This is a genomic window from Streptacidiphilus rugosus AM-16 (genome assembly GCF_000744655.1).
GTDB classification, from domain to species: domain Bacteria; phylum Actinomycetota; class Actinomycetes; order Streptomycetales; family Streptomycetaceae; genus Streptacidiphilus; species Streptacidiphilus rugosus.
In genome coordinates this window covers 676022-694486 of sequence record NZ_JQMJ01000004.1, presented here as the reverse complement: position 1 = coordinate 694486, position 18465 = coordinate 676022, and the positions used below count along the sequence as shown (strand labels likewise).

Annotated in this window: 21 protein-coding genes and 5 pseudogenes; 17 read left to right on the top strand and 9 right to left on the bottom strand. The window is 69.7% G+C overall.

Going from position 1 to position 18465, the window contains the following annotated elements; all coding sequences use genetic code 11:
* The first annotated feature begins 82 nt into the window (after nt 1-82).
* Nucleotides 83-664 carry a DUF6193 family natural product biosynthesis protein gene (locus tag BS83_RS41710; RefSeq protein ID WP_157597138.1) on the top strand — a complete coding sequence of 194 codons (582 nt, stop codon included), beginning with the start codon at nt 83-85 and terminating at the stop codon, nt 662-664.
* A 180-nt stretch (nt 665-844) separates the two neighbouring features.
* A complete protein-coding gene (locus tag BS83_RS12090) occupies nt 845-1444 on the top strand; it encodes a cation transporter (RefSeq protein ID WP_037603751.1) in 600 nt (199 codons plus the stop codon).
* 35 nt (nt 1445-1479) lie between these two features.
* Here BS83_RS12090 and BS83_RS12085 read toward each other — a convergent pair.
* Nucleotides 1480-1880 (bottom strand): annotated as a pseudogene (locus BS83_RS12085) (TOBE domain-containing protein).
* A 56-nt stretch (nt 1881-1936) separates the two neighbouring features.
* Here BS83_RS12085 and BS83_RS12080 point away from each other — a divergent pair.
* The 3 genes from BS83_RS12080 (at nt 1937) to BS83_RS12070 (ending at nt 2938) form a co-directional block, all read left to right on the top strand.
* Nucleotides 1937-2176: a hypothetical protein gene (locus tag BS83_RS12080; RefSeq protein ID WP_037608725.1), complete on the top strand. Its 240-nt coding sequence runs from the start codon at nt 1937-1939 to the stop codon at nt 2174-2176.
* Nucleotides 2177-2342: 166 nt separating this feature from the next.
* The gene (locus BS83_RS12075) at nt 2343-2630 is read left to right on the top strand and encodes a hypothetical protein (RefSeq protein WP_157597137.1); all 288 of its coding nucleotides are present in this window, start codon (nt 2343-2345) and stop codon (nt 2628-2630) included.
* Complete coding sequence (locus BS83_RS12070; protein ID WP_037603749.1) at nt 2627-2938, top strand: zeta toxin family protein; 312 nt, start codon at nt 2627-2629, stop codon at nt 2936-2938. Before BS83_RS12075 ends, BS83_RS12070 begins: the two co-directional genes overlap by 4 nt.
* A gap of 68 nt (nt 2939-3006) precedes the next feature.
* Here BS83_RS12070 and cax read toward each other — a convergent pair whose 3' ends face one another.
* From cax to BS83_RS12055, 3 genes are all read right to left on the bottom strand, one after another.
* A complete protein-coding gene (cax, locus tag BS83_RS12065) occupies nt 3007-4092 on the bottom strand; it encodes a calcium/proton exchanger (RefSeq protein WP_037608724.1) in 1086 nt (361 codons plus the stop codon).
* 129 nt (nt 4093-4221) lie between these two features.
* Nucleotides 4222-4455: an AAA-associated domain-containing protein gene (locus BS83_RS12060; protein ID WP_037603747.1), complete on the bottom strand. Its 234-nt coding sequence runs from the start codon at nt 4453-4455 to the stop codon at nt 4222-4224.
* 231 nt (nt 4456-4686) lie between these two features.
* The gene (locus BS83_RS12055; RefSeq protein ID WP_037603746.1) at nt 4687-5565 is read right to left on the bottom strand and encodes a hypothetical protein; all 879 of its coding nucleotides are present in this window, start codon (nt 5563-5565) and stop codon (nt 4687-4689) included.
* Nucleotides 5566-5872: 307 nt separating this feature from the next.
* Between BS83_RS12055 and BS83_RS12050 the strand changes: the two genes are divergently transcribed.
* A complete protein-coding gene (locus tag BS83_RS12050) occupies nt 5873-6448 on the top strand; it encodes a TetR/AcrR family transcriptional regulator (RefSeq protein ID WP_037603745.1) in 576 nt (191 codons plus the stop codon).
* 13 nt (nt 6449-6461) lie between these two features.
* Nucleotides 6462-6749 carry a YciI family protein gene (locus BS83_RS12045; protein WP_037603744.1) on the top strand — a complete coding sequence of 96 codons (288 nt, stop codon included), beginning with the start codon at nt 6462-6464 and terminating at the stop codon, nt 6747-6749.
* A 264-nt stretch (nt 6750-7013) separates the two neighbouring features.
* Here BS83_RS12045 and phoU read toward each other — a convergent pair.
* Nucleotides 7014-7664: pseudogene (phoU, locus tag BS83_RS12040) on the bottom strand (phosphate signaling complex protein PhoU).
* Nucleotides 7665-8106: 442 nt separating this feature from the next.
* Between phoU and BS83_RS12035 the strand changes: the two are divergent.
* The 5 genes from BS83_RS12035 (at nt 8107) to BS83_RS12015 (ending at nt 11384) form a co-directional block, all read left to right on the top strand.
* On the top strand, nt 8107-8472 hold the full coding sequence (locus BS83_RS12035) for a hypothetical protein (RefSeq protein ID WP_037603743.1): 366 nt from the start codon (nt 8107-8109) through the stop codon (nt 8470-8472).
* 172 nt (nt 8473-8644) lie between these two features.
* The gene (locus BS83_RS12030) at nt 8645-8881 is read left to right on the top strand and encodes an Hsp20/alpha crystallin family protein (protein ID WP_037603742.1); all 237 of its coding nucleotides are present in this window, start codon (nt 8645-8647) and stop codon (nt 8879-8881) included.
* Nucleotides 8882-8933: 52 nt separating this feature from the next.
* The gene (locus BS83_RS12025; RefSeq protein WP_157597136.1) at nt 8934-9185 is read left to right on the top strand and encodes a hypothetical protein; all 252 of its coding nucleotides are present in this window, start codon (nt 8934-8936) and stop codon (nt 9183-9185) included.
* 218 nt (nt 9186-9403) lie between these two features.
* Nucleotides 9404-10741, top strand: a complete 1338-nt coding sequence (locus BS83_RS12020; protein WP_037603740.1) for an NADH-quinone oxidoreductase subunit D — start codon at nt 9404-9406, stop codon at nt 10739-10741.
* A gap of 427 nt (nt 10742-11168) precedes the next feature.
* Nucleotides 11169-11384 (top strand): hypothetical protein, encoded by a 216-nt coding sequence (locus BS83_RS12015; protein ID WP_037603739.1) that lies wholly within the window; start codon nt 11169-11171, stop codon nt 11382-11384.
* Between the two features lie 89 nt (nt 11385-11473).
* Here BS83_RS12015 and BS83_RS48880 read toward each other — a convergent pair.
* Nucleotides 11474-11686, bottom strand: a pseudogene (locus BS83_RS48880) (recombinase family protein); the annotation flags it as partial.
* Nucleotide 11687: 1 nt separating this feature from the next.
* Nucleotides 11688-12128, bottom strand: coding sequence for an SRPBCC family protein (locus BS83_RS12010; RefSeq protein ID WP_198035219.1), 441 nt, complete (start codon nt 12126-12128; stop codon nt 11688-11690).
* A 325-nt stretch (nt 12129-12453) separates the two neighbouring features.
* Here BS83_RS12010 and BS83_RS47410 point away from each other — a divergent pair.
* The 5 genes and pseudogenes from BS83_RS47410 to BS83_RS49110 form a co-directional block, all read left to right on the top strand.
* Nucleotides 12454-12705, top strand: a pseudogene (locus BS83_RS47410) (hypothetical protein); the annotation flags it as partial.
* Nucleotides 12706-12962: 257 nt separating this feature from the next.
* Nucleotides 12963-13409, top strand: a complete 447-nt coding sequence (locus tag BS83_RS12005) for an SRPBCC family protein (protein ID WP_037603738.1) — start codon at nt 12963-12965, stop codon at nt 13407-13409.
* 141 nt (nt 13410-13550) lie between these two features.
* Entirely contained in the window at nt 13551-14111 is a 561-nt protein-coding gene (locus BS83_RS12000) for a hemerythrin domain-containing protein (RefSeq protein ID WP_037603737.1), read from the top strand.
* Between the two features lie 799 nt (nt 14112-14910).
* Nucleotides 14911-15933 carry an aconitase family protein gene (locus BS83_RS49115; RefSeq protein WP_332262325.1) on the top strand — a complete coding sequence of 341 codons (1023 nt, stop codon included), beginning with the start codon at nt 14911-14913 and terminating at the stop codon, nt 15931-15933.
* A 5-nt stretch (nt 15934-15938) separates the two neighbouring features.
* Complete coding sequence (locus BS83_RS49110; protein WP_332262324.1) at nt 15939-16889, top strand: aconitase family protein; 951 nt, start codon at nt 15939-15941, stop codon at nt 16887-16889.
* 267 nt (nt 16890-17156) lie between these two features.
* Here the strand turns inward: BS83_RS49110 and ligD are convergent, their stop codons facing one another.
* Nucleotides 17157-17363, bottom strand: coding sequence for a non-homologous end-joining DNA ligase LigD (ligD, locus tag BS83_RS11985; RefSeq protein WP_037603735.1), 207 nt, complete (start codon nt 17361-17363; stop codon nt 17157-17159).
* A 105-nt stretch (nt 17364-17468) separates the two neighbouring features.
* A pseudogene (locus BS83_RS11980) lies at nt 17469-18379 on the bottom strand (helix-turn-helix transcriptional regulator).
* Nucleotides 18380-18465 lie beyond the last annotated feature (86 nt).

The following is an 18465-nucleotide window of genomic DNA, read 5'->3' as shown; positions in this document are numbered from 1 at the left end:
ACTCGGGGAGAGGTTGCTGCGTGCGGCGGAGGGCCTTGGGGTCGTCTTGCCTGAGCACGAAGGACAGTGGAGTGGCATAGCTGTGTACGTCGACGCAGGACTCAACCGGCGGGTGAGGGTGAGTCCGACCGACGAGCAGTGCCGGACCTTCTGGGTGTACCTGCAGAGCAATGGCCTGCGCCTGGCCGGCGGGTTGACCGCCGATCTGGCTGAGGTAGTCAGGGCGCTAGTGGCCTGGACCGGTGGAGCGGGGCTCGAGGAGACCAAGGAGCAGGCCCCGTGCATCGAGTTCCGCCCCTGGGCCCTCGCGCATGAGCGGGAGCCGCTCGGTGCTGTCGAACTGGAGTGGTGCCGCAGGCTCGACCGCATCCACATGCCGCCGATGAACCGGTTCCCGCGCGTACACGCGCTGTTGGCAGCGGCGTACGCCCAGCCCGAGCTCCGCCAACTGATGCCGGTGACCAGCCACTTCAACCTCTGGTTCTCCACCAGTACCACGGCTAATCGGAGGACGACAGGGATCGGGCCCATGATCTGGCCGCACTATGAGAGGTCCTACGCGGTACGGAACGGGCATGAGGTGCTCGCGCGCTTCGAGACGCCGGAGGAGGCCGTCGCCTTCGTCGTGGCCGTCCTGCCAGAGGGGATCGGGCCGGCGCGTTGAAGCGTCGGCCGAGCGGTACTGGCAGCGATCGTGTCCGTCGCCACGTTGCGCTACACCTGGCACCAGCGCTCTTGATCGCCAGGACACCGCCTAGTGGATCACGTGGCCCGGCGGGGGCAGAGCCGGGAGCTTGTGCGACCCGCCGCCATAGCTGATCATCCGACCTGGAAGACTGCCGAGGTGAACACCTCGAAGGAGATCAGCCGCACCGCACTGCTGCGCCGGGGCTTCGCTCTGGAGTACGCCACCCTCGGCTGGAACGTGATCGGCATCGTGGTGCTGGCCGTGGCGGCGATTGCCGCCCGCTCGGTGGCGCTGGCCGGGTTCGGCCTGGACTCGCTGATCGAGATCGGCGCCTCAACCGTGGTGATCTGGGAGCTGTCGGGGACCGGCGAGGACCGGCAGCGCCGGGCGCTTCGCCTGATCGGCGGGGCGTTCGCGCTACTGGCCCTCTACCTCGCGGTGCAGTCCACCGTGGTGCTGGCCGTCGGCTCCCAGCCTCACCATTCGCCGCTGGGCATCGCGTGGACCGCGGTCACCGCCGCGGTGATGTTCACCCTGGCCGCAGGCAAGACCCGCACCGGCGCGGCCCTGGACAACCCGGTACTGAAGACCGAAGGCAAGGTCACCTTCATCGACGGCGTCCTGGCCGCCGCCGTCATGCTCGGCCTGACGCTTAACTCCCTGTTCGGCCTGTGGTGGGCAGACCCGCTGGTCGGGTACGTGGTGCTCTTCTACGCCGTCCGCGAGGCCCGCGAGATCTTCTCCGGCCACCACTGACCAGCATCGGACCGATCAGACTCGAACCGTGGGCGTCACGTCCGTTCGACTACGACGCTGGTCGATTTCACCCGGGCGGTGGCCCGCATCCCGACCTCCAGCCCGAGGTCCTCGACGGCCTCGCGGGTCAGCAGGGACACCAACCGGAACCCACCGGCCTGAATCTCCACCTGCGCGGCCACATCGCGCCCAGCTTGATGCAGGTCACGATCCCGGGGAAGGCGTTGCGAGCCGAGGTGACAGGCCGCTCGTCGTCATCACTTCCGCCCTCCTACGCAAGCTCCACGCAGAAGGCCGCCAGGTCCGCGCCCTGCACTGTCCTCCGGTCCTTGGCATCGCGGGTAGTGGCGAAGCGTCCCGCGTCCGCCCAACGCCGCGCGGTGTCGCTGCTCACCCCGAGCAACTCGGCAGCCTGGCCGATCGTGTAGGACTCCATAGGCCGAGCCTGGTGCTGTGACCGCTATCGTTCGCCGGGTTGAGAGGGAGGACCGGGTGTTCGTCGAGATCGTTTTTGTGGGGCTGCCGATCGATCGTGACGAGGTCGAGGAGGCTCTGGACGTGGCGTTCGAGCTCGACGGCGAGGTCACCGGCGCGGGCAGCGGCATGGGTCAATGCCATCTCGACCTCGAAATCGCGGAGGACTCGGACCCTGCTGCGACCCTGGAGCGGCTTCGTGCGGTGCTGTCCGAGCTGGGCGTCGCGGACTGCGCGACCGTGAACGTCAGTAAATGATCAGGCCGCGGTGCGCTCCGCCCCAGCGGATGCCCTTCTCCGCCGTCACGGCGGTGATCTGCGTGGGCGCCACGCAGGCGGACGCACTGCAGGCGGCGGACTGGGCGGCCGTTCCCGCCCGTGGACCGCGGCCGAGACGGCCCGGTTCCGCAATCAGCAGGCGAGCGTGGAGCAACTGCGTGCCCACAGTGCGGTGCGACCGCTGCCCGCGCTGGGGGCCGGGACGGGCATCGAGCGCGCGGTCGTACTGGCGGAGCCGGTACGACGCACCGCCCAGGCCCTCCTGGGCCGGGCCGGGGTGGACTTCCACCGGCTCAGTCAGGACGAGCACACCTGGACCTTCGAGGAACTGATCTGGTCCAGCTACGAGCCAACGGTGCGCCGTCAGGAACGCCCTGTGGTCGTGTACGTGATGGCGCAGCCGGGAGCGGGGAAGACCGGCGTCCTGTCATGATCAAGCGGGGGATGGCCAGGCGCGGCGCGCTGCGCCTGGAGGCTGACATGCTGAAGGTCTTCCACCCCGACTTCGCGGAGTTGCAGCGCGCCGACCCGCGCACCGCCGGCGCGAAGGTCCGCGCGGACGTGAAGCGGTGGCAGGCGTCGTTCGAGGCGAGACTGCGGGCCGCTCGCAGAGACCTGATCATCGAGATCGCCCCCGGCAGCCCGCGGCAACTGCTGGACTCGGCCCGCCCGTTCGCGCGCGCCGGGTACCGGGTCGAACTGGTCACGCTCGCCGTTCGCGCGGGTAGCCCCGCTTCATAGGGCCAGCAAAACCCACTCGACCGGCCCAGGACGGAGACATCGCCTGTCTCGGCGCTTCCGCGAGGCGCTCAGCCCCACCAGAAGGACGCGGCGATGATGGCGTACAGGGTGACCAGGGCGGCTCCTTCGAGCCAGTTCGAGTCACCGTCGAGGACCACGACGACGGTGACCACGACGGCCAACAACAGGGAGACCAGGAGCAGGGGCGGCAGCACCAGCGTGAAGGACGCTCCGACCAGCGGGGAGAGCAGGACCAGGGCGGGCGCGACCATCATGGTGATCTGGACCGGGCTCTGCAGGATGACGGAGAGGGCGTGGTCGGGCTGGTTGCGGGCGGCGAGCTGGATGCCGACGACATTCTCCACGGCGTTGCCGGCGATGGCCACGATCACCAGACCAGCGAAGGTCTGCGAGATGTGCAGGGCGTCCATCGCCGGGGTGAGCCCGGCTACGAACCAGTCGGACACCAGGGCCGCAGCGACGCCGGTCGCGATCAGCATGGTGATGGCCAGCCACATCGGCCAGCCCGGTGTGACGTCGTGCTCTCCGCCGACGGCCGGGCTCGGCCCGGCGGAACCGCGTTCCGATTCCTGCTTCTTCAGGGAGGCGGGCAGGGAGGCGGCGAAGAGCGCGAGCAGCAGCACGGACACCGCGATGGACAGGGCGCGCTCGTGCCCAGCGGCGGGGGTGTGGAGCAGCGAGGTCAGCGCGGGCACAACCAGCGCGGCCACCGAGAGGACCAGCATCAGCGAGATGCGGCGGGCGGAGGCAGCCTCGAACCTCTGGACGCCGTGCTTGGCACCGCCGGCGATGAACGCCAGCCCCAGCACCAGCAGGACGTTGGCCAGGATCGACCCGACGATTGTGGCCGTGGCCACGTCGTAGAGCTTGGCCTTGAGGGCGAACAGCACCACGAACAGCTCGGGCAGGTTCCCCAGGGCGCTCTGGACCACCCCGGTCGCCCCCGCCCCCAGCCGGTCCCCGATCGCCTCGACGCTCTTGCCGACGAGGCTGGCCAGGAGCGCGAGTGCGGCGCCGGAGAGGACGAACGGGGCGATCGTCCCGCCCACGTGGGCGTAGTAGGTGACCGCGGCAGCCGCGGTCACCACCGCGGTCAGGCCGACGAGACGCGCCTCGGATCTGCTGAAAACCATGCGGCAGATCATGCCGCACGCGGTGGTGCTCCCTCTTACCGGTCTCATCACAAACCGTTAACTTCACCGCTCGGCCGCCGCCGGGCCGCGCGGGACTCGGCTGCGTGGCTTGGAGTTTGACTGACGTGGCTACAGGTACTGTTCGGCGCCCGGTTCCAGAGTGAACTCGGCGTCGTCGTGGTCGAACAGCTCGCCGTAGCGGCCCCAGTCGACGGCGGTCTCCAGCTGGTGGCGGGCCTGTTCGGCGGAGAAGCCGCGTCGCTGCAGGTCAAGGAACAGGTCCTCGCGCACGGTGTGCTTCTCGGTGGTCGCCAGGACCACGGCGACGATCGCGCGGGTGAGCCAGGCGGCCTTCGCGGACACAGGTCACGGGTGACGCTGCCTCAGGAGCCGATGGCCCCCGAGGGGTGGTCGGCCGGAGAGTATCCGGCCCTCCTGAGCGGTGAGCCGATTGGTGGCTGGTCGCTTCGGTCCGACGGGTGCCGGACCGAAGCCACTGTGCCGGGGCAGCCGACCCGCGGAGTCTACGGCGGGCCAGTGACACCGGGACGCCGTCAGGACGCTCTGTTCTCCTGGGAGCGGATGGCCAGACAATCAGCGCAGGCGGATGATCCGGTGCATGCCGAGGAAGGCGTGCGGGATGCCAAGCTTGTCGTCGGGGATGAAGCAGAGCATGGCGTAGCGGCCGCCGACCGGGTCGAAGTGCAGCAGCTGGACTCGGCCGGGCGACATGGGGGCCAGGCCGCGCGAGCCGTTCTCGGCGAAGGGGTTCATGGTGGAGGTGCCGTTGAAGACCTTGGTGAGGTCCTTGTCGGTGACGCCGGGCTTGACGCGTTGGAACGACAGTTCGTGGATCTCGTCGGCGTGGTTCTCCACGAGCACGTTGTTGTCGGTGTTGAAGCTGTCGGGGGCCACGAACCGGGGGCCGTTCTTGGTTTCGACCTGCTTGACCACCGCGGCGAAATGCAGGGGGGCGTCCTCGAAGTCCCCGTGGACCTGGACCTCGTGGAAGTTCACCTGTTGGTGGGCGAAGACCTGGTTGAAGTCGAAGAACCAGTACGTGCCGGCCCGCAGCGGAATCGTGGACGAGACGGCGGTCGACGGCTCGACAGCGGTTCCGCCCACGAGTAGAGCGTCCTTCGCGACTCCGCGGATGCCGGCGGCCGCGGTCGCCGGGGTGTTGCTGATCGCCTTGTTGATATCGACGAGGAGCTGGGCCAGGGTGTGACCCTTGCGGAGCTGGAAGCCCTGGAGACTGTGGCCCTGCGCGTCCCTGGTGCTGGTGCGGATGGTGACCCAACCGGCGCGGAGGTGGTGAGGGAAGGCGAAGCCGGAGTTCTTCATCACGACGTCGACCCGTTGCGGGTGGTCGGTGTCCGCGGCAGCGGTGCCCGCCGGTGTGGCCAGAGCCAGGCAGGCGGCCGTGAGACACGCCCCGGCCAGTCGGACAGTCCCGGGTGTGGTGAACGGCATCGCACGTTCCCTTTCGTCATTGATGGCGGCAGCCGCCCCGAACTGTCGTGACAAGGCCACGACCTGCTCTACCAGTGGGGGAACGGGGCCAGTCCAGCCAGCATGTGACGGCACGGAACCTCAGTCCGGCAGAACGCGGGCCTTGCGCCGCGAGTTCAGCCATCCGGCCCCGCCCGCGGCACTCCAGCTTCCCGCCCGCTTGTGCGCTGTCGGATCCTTGACGAGTCTTAGGATGATTGTCCTAAGATTCGTGCGGGTGGTCGGCCCTGGCCTTTGGCGCGGGCGGCCGACATGGGAGAGGGGGAGCATGAACGTGCGAGGCGGGGCGACCCGGGCGCAGATCGTCGACGCTGCCGACCGGCTGTTCTACCGGCAGGGGTATGAGCGCACGTCCTTCGCCGCGATCGCGCAGGCCGTGCAGATCTCGCGGGGCAACTTCTACCACCACTTCAAGTCGAAGGACCTCATCCTCGAGGCCGTCATTGAGGCCCGGCTCGGCGATACCCGGCGGATGCTGGAGCAGTGGGAGACCGAGCAGCCTGAGCCCGGCGACCGGATTCGCCGGTTCGTCGAGATCCTGCTTACCAACCGGGCCGACATCCAGAGCTACGGATGCCCCGTCGGCGCCCTGACCAGCGAACTGGCCAAGCGCGACCACGCCGCGCTCGCCGAGGCGAACGGCCTGTTCACGCTCTTCCGCACCTGGCTCGGCGACCAGTTCACCCTCCTCGGACACGCGGACGAGGCCGACGCGCTGGCCATGCACCTCCTCGCCGTCAGCCAGGGCGTCGCCACGCTCGCGAACGCCTTCAAGGACGAGGACTTCATCCGCCGCGAGGTCCGCCGGATCAACGACTGGCTGGGCACCTACACCACCACCTGAAGGGAACCCCCTGATGTTCGTCGTCCTGCTGCGTTTCGCCGCCAACAAGTCCGCCGCCAGCCAGTACATGGACGGCCACCAACAGTGGATCAAGCAGGGCCTCGACGACGGCGTGTTCCTGCTCGTCGGCAGCATCCAGCCCGGCCTCGGCGGGGCCGTCCTCGCCCACGGCACCTCGAGTGAGGAACTGGAGCAGCGCGTGAACGCCGACCCGTTCGTCGCGCGGGACGTCGTCAGCGCCGAGATCATCGAGATCGCCCCCGGCATGGCCGACGACCGCCTGAAGTTCCTGCTCCCTTGATCGAGGCTCTGCCCGTTGTGGCCCCGCTGACCCGCCACCAGTGACCCCACTGCACGCCCTAGTGCTGTCGCGCGGCCGCCAGAGGCCACCCCGCGACCAGACCTGCACCACATCGCCCGACAAGCTGACCTGTGATGGGCGTGTAACCGCCAGCAAGGGCCAGCGGGTGCCGCGCACTCCTCTCGGGCGGCCAGGACGCAGCTGTCTGCGTCCTGGCCACGAGCGCCGTCGCGAGAGGCTGACCGGGATGTCCGGCGGGTCTCGCTACAGGGCGGGGGCGCCGTCGGTGTGGGTGCCGGTGACGAGATAGATGATGCGTTTGGCGACCGTGACGGCGTGGTCGGCGAAGCGTTCGTAGAAACGGCCAGCCAGGGTGACGTCGACGGCGTCCTCGACACTGTGCCGCCAGCGGTCGTCCATCAGGCGTCGGAACAGGGCGCGGTGCAGGTCGTCCATGGCGTCGTCGTCGCCCTCCAGTTCGAGCGCCACTTTGAGCTCGCGGGTGGCGATCACATCGGCGGCCTTGGCCATCAGGCGCTGGGCGACCTGCCCCATCTCCAGCACCGTGGCGTGCAACTCCAGCGTGGTCGGGGTAGCGGCGGCGGGCCAGCTTGGCCACGTTCAGGGCCAGGTCCCCGGAGCGTTCCAGCTCGGCGCTGATACGCAGCGCGGTCACCACGGTGCGCAGCTCGGTGGCGACGGGCTGCTGGCGCGCCAGGACGGCGATCGCACGTTCCTCCGGTCGCGCTGCATCCGGTCGATCCTGTCGTCGGAGGCGATGACGGCCTTGGCGAGTTGCAGGTCGGCGTCGAGCAGGGCGGTGGTGGCCCGCCCGATCGCGGAAGCGGCGAGGTGGGCCATCTGCTCCAGGCCGTCGGTGATCGCGGCAAGCTCCACGCGGTACGCGGCGCGCATTCGGCTCCCCTTTCTCCTGGGCAGTGCCGCCCTCGTGTGCTGGTCGTGTGCAGACGGGGATACACCACCGGAGTGAACCCGGATGACTCCAGCCCTGGAGCGGGCGAGCAGGCCCGGCACCCGCGGGTAGCGTTCACCACGGCCCGGCGCTACAGGCGATGCCGCCGGGCCACCCGCTGCGCCGGGCCGCGCACCGGCAAGCGGTCGAACGCGGCGACTTCGTTGTGCTGGTCGCGGCCCCCTTCTTCGTGCTCCGCCTGACCGGCTCGACCCTGGCCACCGGGTGCTGCTCCAGGCCCTACCTGGAGTGGACCGCATCCATGCCGGGCAGCTCTTGCACGCCTTGCACATCGGGGAGCACTCCACGACCGCCCCTTGTCCGCGCTGGCGCGGGGGGCACTGCGGCGCTGGTTGGAGGACCGGGGAGCAGCTGCGGCGCGGCGTGACACCGAAGACGGCCGAGGCCCCGCGCCAGGTCGACGCCGAGCGCGCCGTCGTACGGCTGGACGCGGTCACCGCGCGGGCCGCCGAGCTCGCCGCACTCCACGCAGAGAGCGACGAGGGTTCCACCGTCGAGCTGCAAGCCCGCGTCGCCGTCCGCCAAGCCGTGCGCGACGCCTGGGCTGAAGGCATCGAGCACCATGTCCAACTCGGTGTGCTCGGGAAGGCCGGCCTGCGCTCGGACGCCGACCTGGCGGCCGCCGGGTGGGAGCCCACACTGCTGACTGCGGTGCAGCGGGCGGCCGGACCGTTCGGAACATCACCGTGGGTCAAAACATGCGGACGCCCCTACGGGGCGGCAACCTGAAATGGGTGCAGTTTCCTTGAAGGGAAAGGCCCGTGCTGGGCTGCGCCGAGTTGCGAAGCGTCGGCGCAGCCGGGGTGGGTGTCGCAGACGGTCCAGCGGAAGTGCATCGCGCTGCGGCCCCCGACCAGGAGAAGTTCAATGAGTAGCAAGGGGGCGACAACTGCCCGAGGCAGTGCAGAGCTCGGGGAAGTCCGGGACGCCCCCCCATCCCGCCGCTGCGGAACACCACCAGGGCCGCGGCGGGGCGACCGGCTTCGTCGATTACGGCACCTTCATCCGCACCGTCGATCTGCCCGCCGAGGCCAGGGACGAGGACATCTCCGCAGCCTACGACAAGGGCCTGCTGACCGTGACCGTGCCCATGGACACCGGCCGCACGGCCGCACGCCGCATCAAGATCAACCGCTGACCGTACCGGTCACCGGCCGCACGGCCGCACACGGGGACGGGAGGTGACCACCGTGGACGGACCGCCCTTGACCTGGCACGAGATGCGTGCCCTAGCAGTCATCGAGGAGGAACTGCGGACGGACCAGGAGCTCGACCGCGAGTTGACGACCATGCGCGTACCCCGCAAACGCTGGGGCCGTCGCCTGGTGCGGCTGGTGCGGCGGTGCCCGCGTCCGCCGGCCAGCTTCGAAGTCCTGCTCACGGCGCTGGCGCTCGGCATCACCTGGGTGGTGGTCCAGCTGCGCACCGAGACAGTTACGTGATCCTCGCCCTGGCCTGGAGCGCCGCACTGCTGACCGCCGGGGCCAGACTCGCCCGTGGCCGTACCGCCCCACGTGCCGGGACACCATGCGACCGGTAACGGACGCCATCACAGAGGTCCCTTCTTGCCATAACGGCGCAAACTGGACTAAAAGCTACTATTCCTCCCAGGTCTCACACACGAACTGCGATCGGCGACCACACCGGAGGTCCCCCGCCGATGACCAGCCCCGAGCACGGAACAGCAGGCGCCCGCGACACCACCGAGGGCCCCATCTACACGATCACCGGTGGGGACTGGGACGAGCTTCTTGCTGCGGCCAAGAGGGCGGACGACGAGCGGATCATCGTGAACATGGGTCCGCAGCACCCGTCCACGCACGGTGTGCTGCGGCTGGTCCTGGAGATCGACGGTGAGACGGTGCGCGAGGCGCGCTGCGGCATCGGCTACCTGCACACCGGCATCGAGAAGAACATGGAGTTCCGCAACTGGGTGCAGGGCACGACGTTCGTGACCCGCATGGACTACCTGATGCCGTTGTTCAACGAGACCGCGTACTGCCTGGCGGTGGAGAAGCTGCTCGGGATCACCGCCGAAGTGCCCGAGCGGGCCAGCGTCATCCGGGTGCTGATGATGGAGCTCAACCGGATCTCCTCCCACCTGGTGGCTCTGGCCGCGGGCGGGATGGAGATCGGCTCCACCACGCTGATGGTCTACGGCTTCCGTGACCGCGAGGTCATCCTCGACATCTTCGAGCTGGTCACCGGCCTGCGCATGAACCACGCCTACGTCCGCCCCGGCGGGCTGGCGCAGGACCTGCCGCCCGGCGCGCTCGACCAGATCCGCGAGGGCGTAGACCTGCTGCGCAAGCGGCTGCCGGAGTACGACAAGCTGGCCACCGACAACCCGGTCTTCAAGGCCCGCCTGATGGACGTCGGCTACCTGGGCCTGGCCGGCTGCATGGCGCTCGGCGCGACCGGGCCCATCCTGCGGGCCACCGGACTGCCGCACGACCTGCGCAAGTCCGACCCCTACTGCGGCTACGAGAGCTACGACTTCGAGGTCGTCACCGCCGACACCTGCGACTCCTACGGGCGCTTCCTGATCCGGCTGCGCGAGATGGAACAGTCGCTGCGAATCGTCGACCAGTGCCTGGGCCATCTGGCCGGCAGCGCCGGGGCGGTGATGGTTGCCGACAAGAAGATCGCCTGGCCAGCTCAGCTCTCGCTCGGCGCGGACGGGCTAGGGAACTCACTGGACCACATCCGAAGGATCATGGGTGAGTCGATGGAGGCGCTGATCTACCACTTCAAGCTGGTGACCGAGGGCTTCCACATCCCGCCGGGCCAAGCCTACGTGGCGGTGGAGTCCCCCAGAGGCGAGCTCGGCGTCCATGTCGTCTCCGACGGCGGCACCCGGCCCTACCGGGTGCACTTCCGCGACCCGAGCTTCACCAACCTCCAGGCGATGGCCGCGATGTGCGAGGGCGGCCAGGTCGCGGACGTCATCGTCGCGGTGGCGAGCATCGACCCCGTGATGGGCGGCGTGGACCGGTAAGAGTCCGGGCAGCACCAGCCAGACCCGCCCAGGAGTCATCCATCGGGCGCACGACCATGTGGCACTGACAATGGGCCTGCACGACGGAACTGCTGGATGAGCTGCAAGCCTGGCAGGTTGTCGGTATATCGCGCAAAGAATCACGCCACGAACCGATCAAAGATCAAAGTCTCAGCCTGGCGGGCTCCACCCCGGGAGGATGTGGCTGCGAAGACGGATCGCAAGGGTTACTGCGGAGCCGGCAGGGTTTGCCCGATCACTCACGGCGGATACCCCAGGTGGGGATGTACGGGGGGCGCGCGGGCGGGGGCGGTGCGCGCAACGTGCATCCATGGGCCACGCCGTGACTGCTTCGTCGCGGGGGCGTCGGGTATGTCCTGGCCGTGGCCGTCCGGTCCGGGCGGTACGTCCAGCGTGGGGAGCTGTGATGAGTGAGTCGAATGGGCTGGAGCCGGTAGCGACGTTCTGCGGTAGCTGCGACTGCGGCTGCCCGCAGTTGTTCGTGGACGCCTCCGCCCCGGCGGAGCGGCGGGTCGTGCTGACCGACGACTTCGGCCAGCGGATCCAGATGAGTGCGGACCAGTTCGCGTCTTTGGTAGGAGAGGCAAAGGCCGGGCGCCTCGACGTGGTCGCGGGGGCCTGAGTCTGCCGTCCGGCCGGGAGACGGGGGTGCCAGAGACCCGCTGTGTGACGGCTGTCAGACTGTGGGCGATGAATCGGCCGTCGGCACCGGAGACGGGCACCTGAAACACCCACCGTGGACTTTTTGTCGGCGAGGATCCGGCAGTAGTCGGCCGCGTTCAGGGTGTCAAGCTGGCGGTCGAGCCTCTGGCCGCCGGTGGAGACGCGGGCGTAGCCGATGCGGATCTCGGTCAGACGTGCGGGTCCGGCGGTTCTTGACGACGCAGGCGCGGCGTTCCTCTGCGGCGGGAGGCCTGACGGCACCTCACCCCTGGCGCGACAGGTACTCCCCGAGATTGCCGAGTACTATCTGCCAGGTCTTCTCCGCCTCCGGAACCTCATCGTGGCTCCGGTTAGAACCCTGAGTGATCGTCACCTGAGTGCCCGCTGTGACTTCAGCGAGTTCGTAGGTCACTGTGTGATAGTTCTCCGGGGCGTCGGGGAGTCCGGTCAGCGGACTGAAATGGGTGCACCGCAAGCGCCGCGGGGGCTTGAACTCAAGGACGCGGCCGTGATCCTCGTACTGCTTTCCGTGCCACTCCCCGCGCCACACGATCGGGCCGCCCACGCCCCACTCGGTGATCACGCTGGTGCCGAAGAAGTACTCCTTGATCTCCGCAGGGTCGGTCAGCGCTTTCCACACGCGGTCCACCTGGCACGGGATCGTTGCGGAAGCAACCGCATCAGGGATGGTTTCGGTCATCATCAGCTCCTTCGCGCATGGACCCGACCCCTCGTCGGTCGCGGCTTCATTGCCCTTTCCGCGCTCTGCGGACCGAGGCTGGATTCCGGGGCGGGCGCGCGTTCGAAGGGGTGTGGGCGTTCATGACGTGGTGCTCCGCCCCACTGGCCTCCACTCTTGTCGGCGGGCGGTGGCACCGCTGCGTGCGGCTCCCAAGAGCGCGCGACGGTGATCGGCAGGCCGGCCGGCTCCACGCTGGACCCGGGACCGGTCACGAGGCACATGCCCCCGCAGTGCCGTTCAAAGCTGCTCGGCCCGATACGTTTTTAGTGGCCCCGCAACGGGGCTCCGGCTCCTCCATCCGCAGCGCAACAAACAACTCAAACGCGCCCTCTACCTCGCCGCATTCGCCTCGCTCTCGCAGCTGGAGTCCCACGCCTTCTACGACAAGAAACGTGCAGAGGGAAAACACCACGTCGCAGCCGTCGTCGCACTCGCCCGACGACGCATCGACGTCCTATTCGCCATGCTCCGAGACGGCACCTTCTACCAAGCCCCGCCTACGTGCTCACACAGAGAGTCCTCCAACACGTCAGCTTGACCAAGAAGATAGAGGCACCTTTCCGGGACTGGTCACCCCCAGGCTGCCCGTCCCACCGTGCGGGCTCGGCGGCGGTCAGGTCATGCACGGTCCTGGGGCTGCAAGTGAACACGCCGTCGCCCAGGCTCCCGATCGCACCGCGCCTGGGAATCCTCTCGGGCGAAGTCCGGGGCTTTGGGCGCACGGGCGGCCGACAAGACCCCGCGGCTGGTGGGATAATTTCCGTGATCTCGAAGATCCGAAGCAAGGGGGCAGCAATGTCCGCGATCAAGGAAACCGTCGAGATAGCGCGCCGTCCTGAGGCCGTATACGCCTACATGGCGGACCCCGCCCGCGAGGGCGAGTGGCAGGAGAGCCTGGTCTCCGCACGGCCGGCTGATGACCTTCCACTCCACGTGGGCTCAAGGACCGTGGTGACGCGTCGCGTCAATAAGCGCGAGTTCACCATGACCACCCAGATCGACGAGCTGGACCCGCCCCGGAGCTTCAAGGCCCACGGCGTCGACGGACCCGTGCGGCCGCACTTCGCGGCCGTCATCGAACCGCTCGACAACGGCGAGCGCTCACGGGTCACCATCTCGCTCGACTTCGAGTCCCACGGTATGGGCAGGGTGCTCACGCCGCTGGTGGTCAGACCCAGCGCCCGCAAGGAGTTGCCGCGCAACGAACAGAAGCTGAAGGAGATCCTCGAACGCGGCGTCTGAACCCGCCGCCCTCGTGGCGGTTTCGCGCGAACGCCTGGGGTCGAACCCGTGCGGACAGCGGTTGCCCGCACGCGGGACGGGAACGGATACCGGCCCGCGCCCCCAGGCACCTGGGAGCAGCCACCGAGGAGAGGAGCCGCCATGGGCCACGGCGCAGACATCATCGAGGTGCTGAAGGCCGACCACCGCGGCGTGCAGGCCATGTTCGACAAGATCAACGCGCTGGCGCCCGGCGACGTCCGCCGACGGGAGATCGCGGACACGTTCACCATCGAACTGGTCCGGCACGCGGTCGCGGAGGAGCGGTACCTCTATCCCGCGGTGCGCGCGCACATCCCTGGCGGGGACGCGATCGCCGACCAGGAGATCGCCGACCACGCCGCGGTCGAGGAGCTCCTGACACGGCTGGAGGTCGTGGACGCGGACCGCTACCAGTTCGACGCGCTCGTCTCGTCGGTCATCAGCGAGGTCGTCGCGCACGTGGCCGACGAGGAAATCCGACTCTTCCCGGTCCTGGCCCACGCCTGCACTCCTGGGCAGCTGAACGAGCTCGGAGCCAACGTCCGTTCCGCCAGGGACGAGGCCCCCGCCGGCCCGCACCCGGCCGCCCCGAGCGCAACGCCGATGGGCAGGCTCCTCGCCCCTGGCACCGGGCTGGTCGCCCGCGTCCGCGACCTCCTCACCGGTCGCGGCCGTACCTGACCCGCCAGCCACCGGTCGCAAACGGCAGGCCGGGTGACGCGGGCGGCGGGGCGCGACCGTCCGACCACGGCAAGCAGGTCCCAGCGGCGAAGCTGGAGCGCCCGTGCTGGAACGCGAGTCCGTCAAGCAGGGCGCCAACCACCACGACGGTCAGAACGGCCACATCCACGCCTGACCCCGCCCCGACCCCGACACCTGCCCCCGCCAGCAGCGCCTGGGGCCAGCAACTGGGGCACGGCTGCCCCAGGTGGCGCCGACGAGTCCTGAACACCGACTCGGGTTTGCCGTGCCCGCGAGCGGTGAGTCGCCCAGCGCGGGTTCTCACCGCCAGGTGGGGAGACCGCGCGGCGCACCGGACCACCGCCCGGTCCGGGCCGAGTCGCGGGCAAGGGGCGGCCAACGCCGTTTCATCCGCAGCGCACCCGCTGAGCCGGAAAGCAGAGAGCGACCGGACGGACCACCCGCCCGGAACGGGGCGGTGGCCCCGACGTGCGGGGAAGGAGAGGGATTCGCGATCGTCCGCCAGTACGAACAAGGCGTGGTGTTCCGGCTGGGGAAGGTCACCGCGGTCCGCGAGCCGGGCCCGCGGTTCATGGTTCCCCTGGTCGGCCGGCCAGCGAAAGGTGAGCCTGCGCACGGTCACCCTGCCGATCCTCTCCCAGCAGATCATCACCAGCGACAACGTCTCGCTGGCCGTGGCTGAGGCATGGGCGGCCGCGGCCGGGGGTAGCCGCCGTCCGGGGCCTGCCGGCGGGGGCGCATCGAGGAGAGGGAGCATGAACCATGGAGGAGAGGGAGCATGAACCATGTACGTGGCCCGATGACTCTGGCGCGGCGGCTCATCGCCGAGCATCTCGTCGAGGGCGAGATGGTGGCCGGCGAGGAGATCGCGCTGCGGGTCGACCAGACGCTGACCCAGGACGCGACCGGCACCTTGGTCATGCAGGAGCTGGAGGCCCTGGACCTGGACCAGGTCCGCACGGAGTTGAGCGTGCAGTACGTCGACCACAACATCTTGCAGGCGGACGCCCGCAACGCGGAGGACCATCTCTTCCTGCGCTCCGCGTGCCAGCGTTTCGGCCTGTGGTACTCCGGGCCCGGCAACGGCGTCTCCCATCCCGTGCACATGCAGCGCTTCGGCGAGCCGGGCACGCTGCTGATCGGCTCCGACTCCCACACCTGCGCCGCCGGGGCGCTCGGCATGCTCGCGATCGGCACCGGAGGCCTGGACGTGGCTCTGGCGATGGCGGGCGAGCCGCTGCGGCTGCGCATGCCCCGCGTCTGGGGCATCCGCGTGGACGGCGAACTGCCCGACTGGGTGAGCGCCAAGGACGTCATCTTGGAGCTGCTGCGGCGCCACGGCGTCAAGGGTGCCGTCAGCTGGATCCTGGAGTACCACGGCCCAGGGCTCGCCGCGCTCTCCGCGATGGACCGACACGTGATCGCCAACATGGGCGCCGAACTGGGCGCGACCGCGAGCGTGTTCCCCGCCGACGAGCAGGTCCGCGCCTTCCTTCGCGCCGAGGACCGCAAAGACGCCTTCCGCCCGTTGGCGGCCGACGAGGGGGCCCGCTACGACCGAGACGACGCGATCGACCTCACCACTATCGTGTCGCTGGTGGCCATGCCGCACTCGCCCGGAAGCGTGGTCCCCGTGCTGGAGGCATCCGGTGTCCCGCTCGGCCAGGTCGTCATCGGCTCCTCCGCCAACCCCGGCCTGCGGGACTTCGCGATCGCTGCCGCCATGGTCCGCGGACGCCGTGTCGCGCCGGGGCTAGCTTCGACGTCAACCCCACCTCACGCGAGCTGCTGCTCGACCTGACCCGCATGGGCGCCGCATTCGACCTGGTCGCGGCAGGGGCCCGGCTGCACCAGGCCGGCTGCCTCGGGTGCATCGGCATGGGCCAGGCCCCCGCGGCGCGCACCCTCTCGCTGCGGACGTTCCCGCGCAACTTCCCCGGCCGCTCCGGCACCTCCGACGACAGCGTCTGGCTCAGCTCCCCTGAGACCGCCGCCGCCTCCGCCCTTACGGGCACGATCGAGGACCCCCGTGCGTGGGCCTATCGCGAGGGCGTCGAACCGCCGCGCCTGGACCTTCCGGAGCACCCCGCCCTGATCCGCGCCACACTGGAGAGGCCGCTGCAGCCGTATCAGGCGCAGCGGGTGGAACTGGTCCGCGGGCCGAACATCTCCACCTTGCCCGAGCTGGATCCGCTGCCGGACAGCCTGGACGGGCCGGTGCTGCTCAAGGTCGGCGACGACGTCTCCACCGACGAGATCTCCCCGACCGGGGCCCAGGCCCTGCCCTACCGCTCCAACCTGCCCAAACTCGCCGACTTCACCTTCACCCGCATCGACCCCGACTACCCCAAGCGTGCCCGCGACGCCGGGCCGCACCTGGTCGTCGGCGGCGAGAACTACGGCCAGGGCTCCTCCCGCGAACACGCCGCGATCACCCCCCGCCTGCTGGGTCTACGCGCCGTGCTCGCCAAGTCCTACGCCCGCATCCACTGGCAGAACCTCGCCAACTTCGGCGTCCTCGCCCTGGAATTCACCCAGCCCGGCGACTACGACCGCATCGACCAGGGCGACCGCCTGGAACTCCCGGACCTGCGAACCGCCCTCACCGAGGACGGGGACGAACCGGTGATACGGGTCCACAACGCCACCAAGGACGAGGACTACCACCTCACTCACCACCTGTCCGCACGCCAACGCGACGCCGTCCTGGCCGGAGGGGTCATCCCGGCGTTCGCGGCCGCCGCGACGAGAGCCTGAGCCCATGCCGCATCCCGAACCCACCCACCCCGACCCGGTCCCGCCCGCCCCACCCCCGCGCCTCCGGGCGGGCCGGACCCCGGCACCGGCCCCGGACCCCGCCCCGAGCCGCTGGGACCCGATCCGCTTCCGCCGCCGAAACCCGAGCCGCTCGGCCCCGACCCCGTACCCGCGCCACCACCGGGCCGCCCCGGCCCGGCACCCGAGCCGCCCAAACCGGTACCGCAACCCTCACCCGCCTGAACCAGCGGCCCGGTGCCGCCCGTGCTACTCCTCCAGGGCGCGCAACGTGCGGTCGGCGCGGGCAAGCGAGCGTGGGCGCGAGGCAGGACTCCAGGGGTTCTCCTTGAGCAGCGCCTCGGCGCTGGAGACCGTCCAGCGGCGTGCCGCGAGGCCCGGATCACCGACACCGTCCCAGCTGATCGGCGCGGCAACCGGCGCCCCGGGCAGGGCACGGACCGCGTACGGGGCCACCTCATGCGCGAGAACCGACAGGACTTGTACACGAGTTTGGACAGCACTCGACCCGCTGCAGGAATCGAACAACTCATGATTCCTGGCCCTGCCGGATCATCGTGATCAACGCCTCTCCGAGGGGATGTCAGTTGACGACATGCCGGGGAGTCCGTCTGTGCTTGACGGGTGCTCGGTGGCGGCCCAGCTGGCGAGGAGTTGCAGGGCGTCGTGGTCGGGGGTGCCGGGGGCGGCGCTGTAGGCGGTCAGGGTCAGGCCGGGCTGGGCAGGTAGTTCCATGGCGTCGAAGTCGAGGGTGAGGGTGCCGACGGCGGGGTGGTGGAACGCCTTGCGGCCGGTGTGGTGCAGGCGCACGTTGTGCTTGGCCCAGGCGGTGCGGAACTCCTCGCTGCGGGTGACCAGTTCGCCGATCAGACCGGTCAGTTCGGTGTCGTGCGGGGCGCGGCCTGCCTCGGTGCGCAGCAGGGCGACGGTGGTGTTGACGCCGATTTCCCAGTCGGGGAAGAAGTCGCGGCCGGCAGGGGTGAGGAACTGAGCGCGGGCGATGTTGGTGGTCGTCGCGGTGGAGTCCGGGAACAGGGGGCGTAGAGGGCGCGGCCGAGGGTGTTGGTGGCGAGGACGTCGAGGCGGCCGTTGCGGATGAAGGCCGGGGAGTCCGTCATGGACGTCAGGACGCGCAGGACGCTGTCCGGGAGGGCTCCGGCGGGGCGGCGGGTGCGGCGGGTGGGGCGTTTGGCGGCGGCCCGGGCCAGGTCGAACAGGTGGGCGCGTTCGGCGTCGTCGAGCTGGAGGGCGTTCGCGACGGCGTCGAGGACTTCGTCGGAGGCGCCGACGAGGTGGCCGCGCTCGAGGCGGACGTAGTAGTCGATGCTGACGCCGGCGAGCAGGGCCACTTCTTCGCGGCGCAGGCCGGGGACGCGCCGGTTGCCGCCGTAGGCGGGCAGCCCCGCCTGCTGCGGGGTGATCTTGGCGCGGCGGGAGGCCAGGAAGGCGCGGATGTCGCTCTCGGTGCTCATGCCTTCCACGCTAAGCCGGACGGCGCAGGCGTGGGGGGTCCTGTCAGTACCTGTAACGGCAGACCCTTCTCCACCGTGTTGACCTG

Excerpts from the sequence above, each read along its gene's own strand:
- BS83_RS12070 (WP_037603749.1), top strand. The coding sequence starts at position 2,627 with ATGATCAAGCGGGGGATGGCCAGGCGCGGCGCGCTGCGCCTGGAGGCT.
- BS83_RS12010 (WP_198035219.1), bottom strand. The coding sequence starts at position 12,128 with ATGATGACCGAAACCATCCCTGATGCGGTTGCTTCCGCAACGATCCCG.
- BS83_RS49110 (WP_332262324.1), top strand. The coding sequence starts at position 15,939 with ATGGGCGCCGCATTCGACCTGGTCGCGGCAGGGGCCCGGCTGCACCAG.
- BS83_RS49115 (WP_332262325.1), top strand. The coding sequence starts at position 14,911 with ATGAACCATGTACGTGGCCCGATGACTCTGGCGCGGCGGCTCATCGCC.
- BS83_RS12020 (WP_037603740.1), top strand. The coding sequence starts at position 9,404 with ATGACCAGCCCCGAGCACGGAACAGCAGGCGCCCGCGACACCACCGAG.
- BS83_RS12000 (WP_037603737.1), top strand. The coding sequence starts at position 13,551 with ATGGGCCACGGCGCAGACATCATCGAGGTGCTGAAGGCCGACCACCGC.
- BS83_RS12015 (WP_037603739.1), top strand. The coding sequence starts at position 11,169 with ATGAGTGAGTCGAATGGGCTGGAGCCGGTAGCGACGTTCTGCGGTAGC.
- cax (WP_037608724.1), bottom strand. The coding sequence starts at position 4,092 with ATGGTTTTCAGCAGATCCGAGGCGCGTCTCGTCGGCCTGACCGCGGTG.
- BS83_RS12050 (WP_037603745.1), top strand. The coding sequence starts at position 5,873 with ATGAACGTGCGAGGCGGGGCGACCCGGGCGCAGATCGTCGACGCTGCC.
- BS83_RS12055 (WP_037603746.1), bottom strand. The coding sequence starts at position 5,565 with ATGCCGTTCACCACACCCGGGACTGTCCGACTGGCCGGGGCGTGTCTC.
- BS83_RS12045 (WP_037603744.1), top strand. The coding sequence starts at position 6,462 with ATGTTCGTCGTCCTGCTGCGTTTCGCCGCCAACAAGTCCGCCGCCAGC.
- BS83_RS12005 (WP_037603738.1), top strand. The coding sequence starts at position 12,963 with ATGTCCGCGATCAAGGAAACCGTCGAGATAGCGCGCCGTCCTGAGGCC.